Here is a 12,005-nt window from a genome sequence, read left to right on the forward strand (position 1 = left end):
CATGACGACCCACGACGCGCCCGGCGGGGGCGGGGCCCGGACACTGCCCAGCCCGTGGCGGTCCGCCCGCTTCCGCTTCTTCTTCACCGCGCGCAGCACCTCCCTGCTCGCCGACGGCATGCTCATGGTCTCCCTGACCACGGCGGTCCTCGGCGCGGGCTACGGCGCCGGGGGCGTCGGCTACGCCCTCGCCGCGTGGATGACGCCGATCGTCTTGCTGGTCCTCTTCGGCGGCGTGCTGGCCGACCGCTTCACCCCCCAGGTGATGATGGTCGGGGCCGACGTGGTCCGCATGCTGGCGATGCTCGCGATGGCTGCCCTGCTGGCCTCCGGCGACGTGGCACTGTGGCAGATCATGGCCCTGATGGCCGTCAGCGGCGCCGCGACCGCGATGTTCCAGCCGGGGCTCGCGAGCATCGTGCCGCAGGTGGCCGAGGACATCCAGCGGGCGAACGCGCTGCTGCGGGTCTCCGAGGCGATGAGCGCCCTGATCGGCCCGGGTCTGGCCGGCTTCCTGGTGGCCTACTGGCACGTGGCCGGGTCCTATGTGGTGATCGCCGCCGCGTACGCGCTCAGCGCCCTCGGGCTGCTGCCCCTGCGCCGGCTGGCCACCGTCCGGGACGAGAGCGACGACCCGATGTGGCGGCGGCTCGCCACCGGATGGCAGGAGTTCCGGTCCCGCACCTGGCTCTGGGGCGTGATCGTGCTGTGGGCCGTGTACGGCCTGTTCGTCTTCGGTCCCGCGCTGCCGCTCGGAGCGGCACTGCTCACGGAGCAGCACGGTGCGACCGGCTACGGCTGGATCGCGTCGGCGGACGGGGCGGGCACCATCGTCGGCGGCCTGCTGGGCATGCGGGTCCGCCCGCGCCGCCCGCTCGTGGCCGGGGCCTGCGCCATGTTCTTCTTCGCCCTCAACCCGCTGGCCCCCGCGCTGGGCTGGAACTTCACGCTCACGGCCGTGACCGGGGTGATCGCCGGGTGCGGCTTCGCCTTCTGGGGGGTGATGTGGGCGACCAGCGTGCAGTCGCACATTCCGCTGGCGGTCCTCAGCCGGGTCTCGGCCTACGACGTGGCCGGCTCGATCATGGTGATCCCGCTCGGCCGGGCGCTCGCGGGCCCGGCGGCGGACCACTTCGGCGCGGACCGGGTGCTGCTCTTCTCGTCCGCCGTCTCCTTCGTCCTCCTCGCCGCCATGCTGTGCGTGCCCGCGATCAGGGGACTGCGCCGGGTGGACCGTCCCGGGGCAGCCGGGGAGGCCCCGGCCGGGGAGACCGGCGGCGCGGACGGGACGGACCGTCAGACCCCGGCGGCCACCGGGTCCTGACCCGGCGCCGCGCCGCACCGCGGGCCGGCGGGCACGGCCGCCGGACGCGGGCGACGGTCCTCGGGCCGCGCGTGTGCGTGCACCCCCGTGGCACGCATCCGCGCGGCGCCGAGGACCGGTCCGCCCCGGCCCCGGGGCGGTGGGACGCATCCCACCGGTCGAGGGGACGGGACTCCCCTCCCGTCGTCCTCCCCCGGGCCGGGGCGCCTCGGGGGCGCCGGGTGCCCGCCGCCCCCGAAGGGGAGGAGCCCCCGCCCTCAGGGCGGCGGGCCCCCGGGGCACGGGCCGCGGTCCCCTCGCGCCGCACGGGCGCGAGGAGCCCCGCAGGGCGGCGGAGGCCGCGGCCGCTGCGGCGCCGCGGCTCCGCCGGGCAGGCCCCGCCACCGCGGGTCCGACGTGGCAGCGCGGGGGGTCGCTCTGCGTCACGTCGTGCACTGCCTTCCGAGGGAAACGGTCCGGGGTAGGGCACGTGGTGCGGTTGCCTGAAACCTCGTGACCGGATCCCCCGGCCCTGCGCACCACCGAGGATGCCCCGCGGGCGGTGCCCCGTGTTGCCGTTGCGTGCCCGGTCGGTTGGCAGCGCGTCTCATGCCCTCCCGGCCAGCGACCGGTTCCGGTGCTCGCTGGGCGAGACCCCGTAGGCGGCGCGGAACGAGCGGGTGAAGTCGGAGGCCCGGTGGATGCCCCACCGGGCGGCGACCTCGTGGATGGGCACGGTGCGCTGTGCGGGGTCGGCGAGGTCGTGACGCGCCCGCTCCAAGCGCTGGGCGCGTACCCAGGCGGCGAGCGTCTCGCCCTGCGACTGCCCGCTGAAGACGCGGTGCAGATGGCTGAGGGAGACGTGGTGCGCCGCGGCGATCGCCCCCGGTGTCAGCTCCGGGTCGTGCAGGTTCCGTTGCACGAAGCCGCGGACCTGCCGGACCAGGACCGCGTGCCGCGTCTCCGGGGGAAGGCCGGCCTCGGCCTCCAGGGTGTGGGCGAACAAGGCCGACACCAGGTCGAGCAGGACCGCGCCGAGCCGGGGGGCGTCGGCGGGCCGCAGGTGCTCGGCCTGGCGGTCCAGGCCGGTGAGGAAGTCGGCCAGCAGCGCCCCCGGGCCGTGGCGGATGGGCAGCCCGCGTCCCAGCAGCCGCTGCACGTCGGCGGGAGGCGCCGGCAGCAGGGCCTTGGGGATGTCCACCCCCACTCCGGCGACGACACCCGGTTGCCCGTCCGCGGCGCTCCCCGCGGCCCGGGCGTGCACCTCGCACGGCCGGGAGTTGTCGTCGACGAGGAGACCGCGGGGACCGGTGGCGGCCGTCTCCCCGGTGTCACGGACGAGCGAGAGGCGTCCGTCGAGCACCAGGGTCAGGTGGTAGCGCTCGGGTTCCGCCCGGCGGACGCTCCTGGCCGTCCGGCGCAGGCGCGCGGGCGGGAAGGAGGTCCGCCAGGCGCTCACCGCGCCCAGTTCCATGAGGTGCAACTCGGCGCTGAAGTCGACGGCATGGTCGGTGGACGCGTCGGTGGCCCGGGTCCGGTCGATCAGTTCCCGCCAGCGGTCGAGCCTCTCGTCCGCCGGGACGTCCGCACTGCGGAACACGGTGCCGATCACTGTTCACCCTCCGTTCGTCCCCTGCCCGGCGCAGCCCGGGCGGGACATGGTCCAGGACCGCCGGACGGCCCCTCGCCCTCGAAAGGGCGCTGTGCGGCGGCTGCTTCACGCCCGGGCCGAGCGTGCGCCCCGCGCGGGGCGCCCGGTCGGCCGGCCGCGGCACCAGTCTGCTCGGCCGGGGGGACGGGGGTGTCACGGGAGGCGGTGGAACGGCCTGATACCGGCAACGGGCCGGGCGGCGGAGTCGGATAGGGTCCCACCTGGCCTGATTGTTCGATCATGCGCCGTCCGCACCGGGAGAAGCCCACCATGTCCACCCCGAGACTCCCTCTGAGCCGCCGCGCCGCCCTGAGCGCCCTGGCGGGAGCGGCGGCGGGCACCGCCCTGCCGCTCGCGTCGGCACCGGCCGCACGCGCGTCGGCACCCGCGGCTCCGCCGGCCGCACCCGGCCCGGGGGTTCCCGGCACCCGGCTCCCGATGCTCGTCGACCCGACGGACCCCTGGCACTTCACCGCCCACCCGGCGGGCGCGCTGACCACCCGTGCGGTCCCGGGCGGTCTGGAGGTCTCGGACGACGCGGGAGTGCTCGCCACCCTGACCACGGGGGCGAGGACGGTGGCACTGCGCGGGCCGCGGCGCTGGTTCACCGAGCAGAAGAAGCCGGTCCTGGACGCCTTCGACCGGACCCCGCCCGGCACCGGCTGGGGCATGTCCCCCGGGGGCGGAGGCTGGTCCCACCACAACGGCGCGGACGCGGACTACTTCGTCGAGAGCGGCCGGGCGGCCATCACCCTCGCCCCCGGCAGGAGCCGCTACGCCCTCCTCCCCGACCGCGCGATCGGCGACGTCCACGCCGCCGCGCGGTTCTCCTTCGACAGGCTGCCGTCCGGTGCTCCCGCCTCCCTCGGCCTCGTCTTCGCCGCCGAGGACGTCAACAACCACTACCGGGCACGCCTGATCGTCACCCCCGCGGGAGAGGTGCAGCTCGTCCTGGAGAAGGAACTCGCCGACACCGCGACGGCGCTCGGCGAGTCCGTCACGGTCGGTACCGGCTTCCGGCCCTTCGACCACTGGTGGGTCCGGGTGGACCGGACCGGGGACCTCCTGCGCGCCCGTGCCTGGCGCCACGCCACGACGGGCGTGGACGACGAGCCCGTGGACCTGTGGCACCACCGTCTGCGCGACCCCGGGGACGCACCGGAGGCGGTCCTCGGCCCCGGGCGGGTCGGTGTGCGGGGCCTCGCCTCCACCGGGGCCACCGTGGTCCCGCAGGCGAGGATCTACGACTTCCGGATCGACGCGGCGGCCTGGGCCGACCCACCGGTCGTGACCCACTCCACCTGGGTCCGGGTCCTTCCGGAGCCCTTCGACGGCACATGGACGCCCGCGGTGGAGCAGCGCGTCCGCGCGTGGGCCGGCGACACCTCACCGGACGCCCTCGCCTACTCCTCCATGTACCGGCCGTTCGCCCCTGCCGTCACCGACCCCGCGCTCGACGGCGCCCAGGTGCTCGGCGAGTCCGGGTACAGCGCGCCGAACGACGCCGGGCTGCGGGAGGTCGGGGCCGACTTCCACGAGTACATGGGGCTCCCCTGGACCTTCCCCAGCGGGGAGAGCGTCACGGCCGTCCCGGACCCGAAGTGGCGGGGGAACCTCGACTGCTCGGGCTTCGTCCGGATGGTCTACGGCCACCACCTGGGCATCCCCCTGGGGATCGCGGCGGACGCCGAGCGCCGGTACCTGCCCCGGACCTCGCAGCGCCAGGCCGCCTCCAGCCCCGGCGTCGTCGTCGCCCGGGCCGACGACGCGCCGCCGCCGCTCGACGGCCTGCGGGTGGGCGACGTGCTCTTCTGGAACGACCCCGACGACGGCGCCGTCTCCCACACCGGCATCTACCTGGGCGTGGACCAGCACGGCAGGAAGCGCTTCGTCTCCAGCCGCAAGACGCCCGACGGCCCGACCATGGCGGACCTGGGCGGCAGGTCGGTCCTCGACGGCACGCCGAGTGACCTGTACACGGACACACTGCGGGTGATCCGCCGCTTCTGACCCCGCCCGGCCCGCTCCCCCTCCGGGGGGTGCGGGCCCACCGGGCCCTCGGGCGGGACCCGGGATCAGCGTGTCCTCCCCCGGGCCCGGAGCCGGGCGGTCGGCACCTCCGGTGCGTCGAGGCGGGCGCCGTCCGATGGGCGCCATTCCGGCCGGAACGCCGCCGGGATCCGGCATCCCCCGGGGAGCAGGCGGGCAGGACCGGACCGCCCCGGCCCCGGGGACCCCGTCGGGAGAGTGCGCCGGCGCGTTCCGGCCTCATCAGGGTGGCGGCACGCGGCGAAGGCGCACAGCGCCGTCGGGTTCCCGTCCATGGCACACCGCGGATCCGCTGCCCGGAAGCCGACCCGCCCTGACGAGCTTCACGGACCGACGGTTCACCGACCGAGCGCAACGGCCAAGAACGCCGTGGTGATCGCCGGCAGCAGCATGACGATGGCATACCGCACGCACCGGTTCTTGGCACGGGCGATCCTGCTCGTCTCCCGCAGCGCACGAAGCAGCCGGGGCTGGGGATCGGCGCCGTCCCTCCTGAGTCCGGCCGACAGTTCGGAGCGGGTCTCCGTGCGAACGACGTCTTCGTAGTACGCGAGGAGGCCGTGCCGCTCCCCGGTGGCCGGCCCGCGGCGCGGCGCAAGAGCCAGGAGGAGGAAGACCAACGCCCCGGTGGTCGCGGCGGTTGCCGTCCACCACAAGGGGATGGCACCGACGGCATCGGGGGGACGCCGTAGGAGGAGGAGCCCGAAGAGTGTTCCGCCCGTGGCGAGGAGGACGGCTGCCTTGCCGTCAGCGCGTCCGATCTCCATGTAGTTCTGCGCGATGAGCTCACGTGACAGAATCAGCGCGTCGTCCGTGCCCGAGGACCGTCGTCCGGACCGTGTTGTCAGCAGGGATGCCAGGGCGTGCATCACGGAGCACCTCCGTGATGGCCGTTCAGGTCCCCGCGCGATCCACCCGCGTCACCGATCCTGCGCAGGACCTCGTCGCCCTGGGGCACACCGACCTCGCCGAGAAGACGTGCCAGGTTCACCCCGACGAAGCTCCGGTCCTCCTTCGTCAGCCCTTGCAGCGTGGCAGCCAGTGTGCGCTCCCATCCGTCCCTCTCGGTGAGCAGCTCGCCGTGCGCAACCGTCCAGTCGAGCACCTCTCTGGCCTGGTCGGGATGGTGGAGCAGCCAGAGCGCCGCGAGACCTACCGGCCCCCCGGCCACCACCTCACGGTAGAAGCGGTACGCCTCGCGGTGGGGCTCGCCGAAGCTCGACGGAAGGAGGACCTCGGCAGGACGGCTCGAAGCCGGCAGCAGGCCGGCCGGCGGGTCCAGAAACCGGTAGGTCACGCCTGTCCCCTCGATGCCCCGTGGCTGACCGGGTGGCTCCACCTGAGCGGTCCCGTACAGGGTCGGCGGCTGTCGAAGGGGATGCGAGCCAGGCGGCCGTGCGGCGGTTCCGCGGATGTCCTGCTCGATCAGTCGGCACACGGTGTCCTCGGTGAGGCCGCTACGCGCCGCGACCACCGGGTCGCTGATGCTCCAGGCGAGTTCGTAGCGCGCAAGTGAAGGGGTCGACTCCGCAGGGCTCCGGCGCGGCACGTCCACCGCCGTCCGGCGTTCCGCCAGGGAGACCCACCCGATCGCGTCGAACTCCCGGCGCAGTGCCTCCCCGAGCGACGGCCGGAGGTAGCCCCGGCTGTCTCCCCCTCGGGGTGGTTCGAGGCGGTCCGCCTCCCGGTCCGAGAGGAAGACCAGCGCGTGCGCCGCGGACGGCCTGAACCGCTGCCGCAGCAGCTGCCGAACCGGTGACGACCCGGCCGGTACCAGCAATGGCTTGCTCATGACACATCGCTCCTGTCTGACGCGTTCGTGTGATCCCGGTGGCGCCCCAGCAGGAAGCGGATGACTCCCCGACGGTGGCGGGCGGTACGGGAGAGTTCGCTCAGTACCTGGCCGAAGGCAGTCCTGCGGAACATGTCGGGGTCGGCTTCGACCCGCGCAAGCCCCTCGGCCACGGCTTCGTACGTGGCCGGGTCGTCGAGACCCCGCACGACGAGGGTCAAGCCCTGCGCGGGGTGGCGTTCCAGAGTCCGGGCCAGGCTGATGCGAACGGCACCGTGGGTACCCGGCCGGGGGAACGTCGAGAGGCACAGGGAGTGGATCACGTGCACTGCCAGGGTGTGACGGGGGGTTCCCCGTCCGGCTTCCAGCCACGTCGTCACCGCCTCCAGGACCTCCGCATGGTTGTCCTCCTCGGTGAGGAGGGCGCCCAGCGCGAAGGAGACGGCAGCGCGCAGCTTCGCGTCCAACTCCGTTGAGGAGCCGTCGAGGACGGCGTCCAGGAGCTTGAGGGCCGCGGCAGGCCGGGCGAGGCCGTAACTCCCCGCACAGGTCTCCGCGACCGTGCAGCGGAGAACGACCGATGACCGGCTCCACCGGCGCATCTGCTCCTTGACCGCACCGGACACCAGAGGGTGCTGGACGATCTCCCCGAGCGCCACCGCCACCAGCCGTCGGCGCCAGCGCTCCCCGGAGGAAGCGAAGCGGTGCAGCTGGGTCAGCGCGCCGGGGCCGGTGGCGTGAGCGAGGACGCGGCCGATCGCCTCTCCGGCGGCCACATCGAGCCCCGGCTGGTAGCGCAACTGCTCCAGCGCTCCCCACAGTGCTTCGGGCATGCCTTCGAAGTCCAGCCACAGATGACGCAGGAGGGTGACCGAGCGGTGCCTGCCGAAGAAGTCGATCGGCTGTACGGGGTAGCGGTACCGGTCGGCGGGAGAACTACGAGGTGCCAGCAGGCGGGCGCCGATGGCTTCCAGTCGATCCGCGAGCGAGGCGCCGAGGAGGTCTGGCGACCGGTCCTCCTGGGGCCCGGCCTCCCCTGACCCGGCAGCACGCTCACCGAGCAGAGGCCGCATCGCAGCGGCGAACTGCTCGATCACCGTTCGGTCCTGTCCCGGGAGAAGAGCCACGGCCGCCATCAGGGAGACCTTGTCGGCACTGTGCCGAGCCTGAACGAGCGCGGACCGGGCTGCCTCCTCGGTGCCCGTCAGCAGGCCGCTGAGCACAGGCCCGGTGGGTGCGGACGTCCCGACGGCCCGACCCACCCCGTGCGCAAGTTCGACGGCGTCTCCGGGCAGCGGATGTGCGGAGAGGTAGTCGGTGAACGCGGAGGAGGCCAGTACGGCCAGTGCCGTGTCCAGTTGTGAGCCGTCAAGCAGCTCTTCAGCAGCCACGAGCCGTAGCCGCCGCTCCGCGACCTCGTGTGGATCCGGTGCGTCATGCACCACTTCCCACCTGCCGGCGTCCGGCGGCAGCCGGGCATCCTGCGCCATGGTGACGACCAGGTGCGCCCCTGCGCCGTGCAGGGCCTCGGCCAGGCCCGCCAACCGCACGTCGTCGAGCGACCGGGCGGATGCCGCAGGCAGTCCCTGAAGGAGGTAGCCACGGCCGGACCCCGGCCGCCACGAGGACAGATCCACCATCGCGTCCAGGCCTGTCACTCCCCTCTCCCCGTGCCTTTCGGCGAGAAGGGCGAAGGCCGCCGTGCCGGCACCCGTTCCGGACCTCGACCTGAGCAGCACGATCCGGCTGTCCAGCGCCTTCCGGCAGCGGCCGTGCGAGGGGGGTTCGACGAATCCGTAGAGTCGCCTGCGCACATCCTGCGCCGGGTAGGGGCCCTCACGCAGGCGAGGCTTGAGAATCTGCTCGGTGGCCTCGTCGTTCCACGCACTGATGTTCAGGTACGTGAAGTCGCCTCCGACGTTGCCCATCAACGCGACCCCGCTGTCCACCCGCTGGTGGCTCTCACGGTGAGCGCTGCGCTGACCGGCTCCAGGTCGCGCCGACGTGTCAGGCGCGTGGGGACCCGGCTGGACGTCGGGTCCCGCAGCGGGAACGGGTCCGGCGTTCACCGGTGGTCCCTGTCGGCAGTCCGCTTGTCACCCGCCACGTTGTCTCCGCCGCCCCAGTGCTGGTTGGTTCCGCGGTACGTGGTCGCGCGTGCGGTGTAGGTGAAGTCACGACCGACGTTGCCCATCACCGCGGCTCCTTCACCGACGCTCTGGGAGCTTCCGCTGCAATCCGTTCCGGGCACGTCGTCCGGCTCCCCCGCACGGACCGTCGGGACCGCGCCCGCGGGCTCCTCGCTCCGCTGAACGCCCGCGCGCACGAGGTTGCCGGAAGGTGAGGGAACGTAGAGCCAGGCCCGCTGTGCGAAGCCCTTGCCCTCGACGGTTGCCGGCACTTCGACACACCGATCCGGATGAAGCCCCGCGTAGGCGCCCAGTACGACGTCTTCGTAGACCCTCTCCGAGATGATCGCGACGATGTGGGTCACCTCCTCGCTCGCCGCGGAGAGGATCGCCTTGACCGGACGCGAGTCCAGGAGCCGGTGCGTGTCGTTGCGGGCCGTGCCGTTGCCGTCTCCCGGATCGCCCCCGTCGGGCAGCGGGCCGACGTGCACACTGGCCCGGAGCCTGATCCGCGGGCCGACGGCCTGCCGGTTGTACGTGCCGAGCACACCGTCCAGAACGCCCAGGAAGGGCCAGAGGACGAAGGGCAGGTGCACGGGATCGAACCCGAAGACCACGCCGTCCCCCGTATTGGCGGGGAACCGCTGGGCATCACGCAGTTCATGCAGGCCGGCCCGCTCAAGGGCCTGGTCCACCAGGCGAGGGATGAGCTGGCTGACCGGGCCGTGCTGGGCGGCCGGCAGGCCGGTGAAGTCCTTGGCGTCGACAGCGAACAGAGCGCGGTACGGCGGCAGCGGACGGCTGTCGGCATACGGAACGGGCATAGGGACAGACATGCGGATTCCCCTTCTGGATGGTCCGGCAGGCAGCCGGAACCGGGCTGCCTCGAGGTTCCATCCGCCACGCGCCGCCGAGTGCACACCACTGGGCGCATGGAGCGTGTTCCGGATCACATGTCGCTGTCGCCGTCCTCAGTCGGCCGCCGCCCAGCACTCCAGGGCTTTCACGTCCTTGATGACGATGACCCGCCGCGCCGTCTCGACCAGCCCGACGGCCCGCAGTTGCCGCAGCCCGCTGATGACCGCGTTGCGCGTCACGCCGATCGCCTGAGCGACCTCCTCCTGGTTCAGACCCGTCAGCCGGACGGAGTTGCCCTCCGTCCCCCTGTCGGTGAGCACCGCCAGCCTCAGCAGGGTTCGCGCCAACCGCACGACCAGGGGCAAGCTCTGCAACTCACCCCGGTAGAGGTCCGACTCGCGCATTCTGGCCAGTGCCTGACGCATCAACTGGATGACCAGACCGCGCTCCTCGACGAACCTCACGAAACGCTGGGCATCCAGGACAACCGCAACACAGGGGGTCAGGGCGACCACGTCGGCCGTGCGTGACGTTCCGTTGAAGACCGAGACCTCCCCGAGCAGGTCACCCGGCCCCCTGAACGCAAGCCAGGTCTTGGCGCCACTGGGCTCTCGGCACACCACCTTGGCCAACCCCGAGGTGAGAGCGAGGAGATGGGTGCCGGGAGCGCCTTGCCGCAGCATCACGCTCCGCTCCGGAAACCTCCGGGTCACGCCTTGATCGCGCAGTTCGCGCCAGACTTCGTCGGACAGCACGTGTCGCCTTCCCATCACGCCCACACCGGTGCACATCGGACCCACGAGTTGTACGCCGCCTTCGCGGTCGTCATCGAGGATCGCGGGACGTTGGCCGAAAGCAATCGTGGCGGTCCGGCAGGCTCGCCACGATCACGTGCCGCCGCCCGCTCTCGGCGAAGGCCGCATGTCGCTCGTCGGCCTGCGTCGTGTCCGGGACGCGCCTCCGTCAAGCCCGCGCCGCACGGTTGTCGGTGCGGATGCCGGGAGATGGTGTCAGACGGCGCCCGCTTCGGGTGTCACCCGATCAAGCGGCGGACCCCACGAGAGTCAACGGCACGGCCGAGCGCACCGGCTCCTGCTGTCGCACCGAGGAGAAGGTCCGGGATCAGCGTGTCCTCCCCCGGGCCCGGAGCCGGGCGGTCGGCACCTCCGGTGCGTCGAGGCGGGCGCCGTCGTAGCCGACCACGTCGCCGAAGCGGGAGCCGGTCGTCCAGTCCTCCCTCGCCTGGCGGATCTCCTCGTCGGTCCGGCCGATGAAGTTCCACCACATCACGATCTCCTCCTCGAAGGGCTCCCCGCCGAGGAGCATCAGGCCCGCGTCCGCGTCGGCGCGCAGGGGGAGTTCGGTTCGACCGCAGCCGAGGTAGAGCATGGACCCCCGCGGGACGGGCACACCGTCGACGTGGGCCTCGCCGGACAGGGCGAGGACGGCGTACTCGAAGTCGGGCTCCAGGGGCAGCCGGTGGTCCGCACCGGCGCCCAGCGCGAGGTCCGCGCCGACGATGGGGGTGTACGCGGTGCCCGGGGAGGCCGTGCCGTCCAGCGTCCCGAGGATCACCGTCGCCTCCAGGCCGGGGGCGGTGACCCGGGGCAGGACGGTGTGGTGCTCGAAGCGGGGCTCGGCCCCGCGGTGCTCTTCGGGGAGGGCCACCCACAGCTGGGCGCCGTGCAGGAACCGGGCGTGCGAGCGGGGGCTCTCCTCGGAGTGGCTGATCGCCCGGCCCGAGGTCATCAGGCCCAGCTCGCCGGGGCGGACGGTGGCCAGGGACCCCGTGCTGTCGCGGTGCAGCACCTCGCCCTCGTGGAGCCAGCTCACGGTCTGCAGGCCCATGTGGGGGTGGGGCGGCACCTGCATCCCGGGCTCGTCCGCGATGTCGTCGGGCCCGTAGTGGTCGACGAAGGCCCAGGCTCCCACCATGCGCCGTCCCAGGTTCGGCAGCAGCCGGCGCACCTCGGTGGACTCGCCGAGGGGGACGTGCCGGGGGCTGAGGAGCTCGCGGACGGGCTGGGCGACGACGAATCCCCGGCCGCCGCAGACGGAGAGGGCGGCCTGACGATCGAGATTGCTCATGGCGCCAACCTACTGCGGCGTCAGCCGTCGTTCGCCTCGCCGCGGCCCGGCCCTGTCACCGAGGGTGCGGGCGGCGCCGCGGGGCCCTCAGCCCCGGCAGGGCTCCGGCGACCGCTCCGAGCGCCCGCGGCTGGC

At 73.3% G+C, this 12,005-nt stretch carries 9 protein-coding genes; 2 read left to right on the forward strand and 7 right to left on the reverse strand.

The window, feature by feature from the left end:
- Nucleotide 1 precedes the first annotated feature (1 nt).
- Nucleotides 2-1,324 carry an MFS transporter gene (locus NPS70_RS24200; protein WP_256526504.1) on the forward strand — a complete coding sequence of 441 codons (1,323 nt, stop codon included), beginning with the start codon at nucleotides 2-4 and terminating at the stop codon, nucleotides 1,322-1,324.
- Between the two features lie 586 nt (nucleotides 1,325-1,910).
- On the opposite strand, the gene NPS70_RS24205 is transcribed toward NPS70_RS24200, so the two are convergent.
- Nucleotides 1,911-2,915 (reverse strand): AraC family transcriptional regulator, encoded by a 1,005-nt coding sequence (locus NPS70_RS24205; RefSeq protein ID WP_256526505.1) that lies wholly within the window; start codon nucleotides 2,913-2,915, stop codon nucleotides 1,911-1,913.
- 309 nt (nucleotides 2,916-3,224) lie between these two features.
- On the opposite strand from NPS70_RS24205, the gene NPS70_RS24210 reads away from it, so the two are divergent.
- Entirely contained in the window at nucleotides 3,225-4,964 is a 1,740-nt protein-coding gene (locus NPS70_RS24210; RefSeq protein ID WP_256526506.1) for an NlpC/P60 family protein, read from the forward strand.
- 377 nt (nucleotides 4,965-5,341) lie between these two features.
- Here NPS70_RS24210 and NPS70_RS24215 read toward each other — a convergent pair whose 3' ends face one another.
- The 6 genes from NPS70_RS24215 to NPS70_RS24240 all read right to left on the reverse strand — a co-directional run bounded on the left by NPS70_RS24215 (nucleotide 5,342) and on the right by NPS70_RS24240 (nucleotide 11,870).
- Nucleotides 5,342-5,872, reverse strand: coding sequence for a Pycsar system effector family protein (locus NPS70_RS24215; RefSeq protein ID WP_256526548.1), 531 nt, complete (start codon nucleotides 5,870-5,872; stop codon nucleotides 5,342-5,344).
- Nucleotides 5,872-6,795, reverse strand: coding sequence for a hypothetical protein (locus NPS70_RS24220; RefSeq protein ID WP_256526507.1), 924 nt, complete (start codon nucleotides 6,793-6,795; stop codon nucleotides 5,872-5,874). Before NPS70_RS24220 ends, NPS70_RS24215 begins: the two co-directional genes overlap by 1 nt.
- Nucleotides 6,792-8,744 (reverse strand): hypothetical protein, encoded by a 1,953-nt coding sequence (locus NPS70_RS24225; RefSeq protein ID WP_256526508.1) that lies wholly within the window; start codon nucleotides 8,742-8,744, stop codon nucleotides 6,792-6,794. Before NPS70_RS24225 ends, NPS70_RS24220 begins: the two co-directional genes overlap by 4 nt.
- Before the next feature lie 116 nt (nucleotides 8,745-8,860).
- Nucleotides 8,861-9,760, reverse strand: coding sequence for a hypothetical protein (locus NPS70_RS24230; RefSeq protein ID WP_256526509.1), 900 nt, complete (start codon nucleotides 9,758-9,760; stop codon nucleotides 8,861-8,863).
- Between the two features lie 135 nt (nucleotides 9,761-9,895).
- The gene (locus tag NPS70_RS24235; RefSeq protein ID WP_256526510.1) at nucleotides 9,896-10,537 is read right to left on the reverse strand and encodes a Crp/Fnr family transcriptional regulator; all 642 of its coding nucleotides are present in this window, start codon (nucleotides 10,535-10,537) and stop codon (nucleotides 9,896-9,898) included.
- A 367-nt stretch (nucleotides 10,538-10,904) separates the two neighbouring features.
- Nucleotides 10,905-11,870: a pirin family protein gene (locus NPS70_RS24240; RefSeq protein WP_256526511.1), complete on the reverse strand. Its 966-nt coding sequence runs from the start codon at nucleotides 11,868-11,870 to the stop codon at nucleotides 10,905-10,907.
- Nucleotides 11,871-12,005: the final 135 nt, after the last annotated feature.

Source organism: Streptomyces sp. C10-9-1, assembly GCF_024497955.1.
GTDB classification, from domain to species: domain Bacteria; phylum Actinomycetota; class Actinomycetes; order Streptomycetales; family Streptomycetaceae; genus Streptomyces; species Streptomyces sanyensis.

Coding starts and splice junctions, on each gene's coding strand:
- NPS70_RS24215 (WP_256526548.1), bottom strand. CDS start 5,872: ATGCACGCCCTGGCATCCCTGCTGACAACACGGTCCGGACGACGGTCC.
- NPS70_RS24240 (WP_256526511.1), bottom strand. CDS start 11,870: ATGAGCAATCTCGATCGTCAGGCCGCCCTCTCCGTCTGCGGCGGCCGG.
- NPS70_RS24220 (WP_256526507.1), bottom strand. CDS start 6,795: ATGAGCAAGCCATTGCTGGTACCGGCCGGGTCGTCACCGGTTCGGCAG.
- NPS70_RS24200 (WP_256526504.1), top strand. CDS start 2: ATGACGACCCACGACGCGCCCGGCGGGGGCGGGGCCCGGACACTGCCC.
- NPS70_RS24230 (WP_256526509.1), bottom strand. CDS start 9,760: ATGTCTGTCCCTATGCCCGTTCCGTATGCCGACAGCCGTCCGCTGCCG.
- NPS70_RS24210 (WP_256526506.1), top strand. CDS start 3,225: ATGTCCACCCCGAGACTCCCTCTGAGCCGCCGCGCCGCCCTGAGCGCC.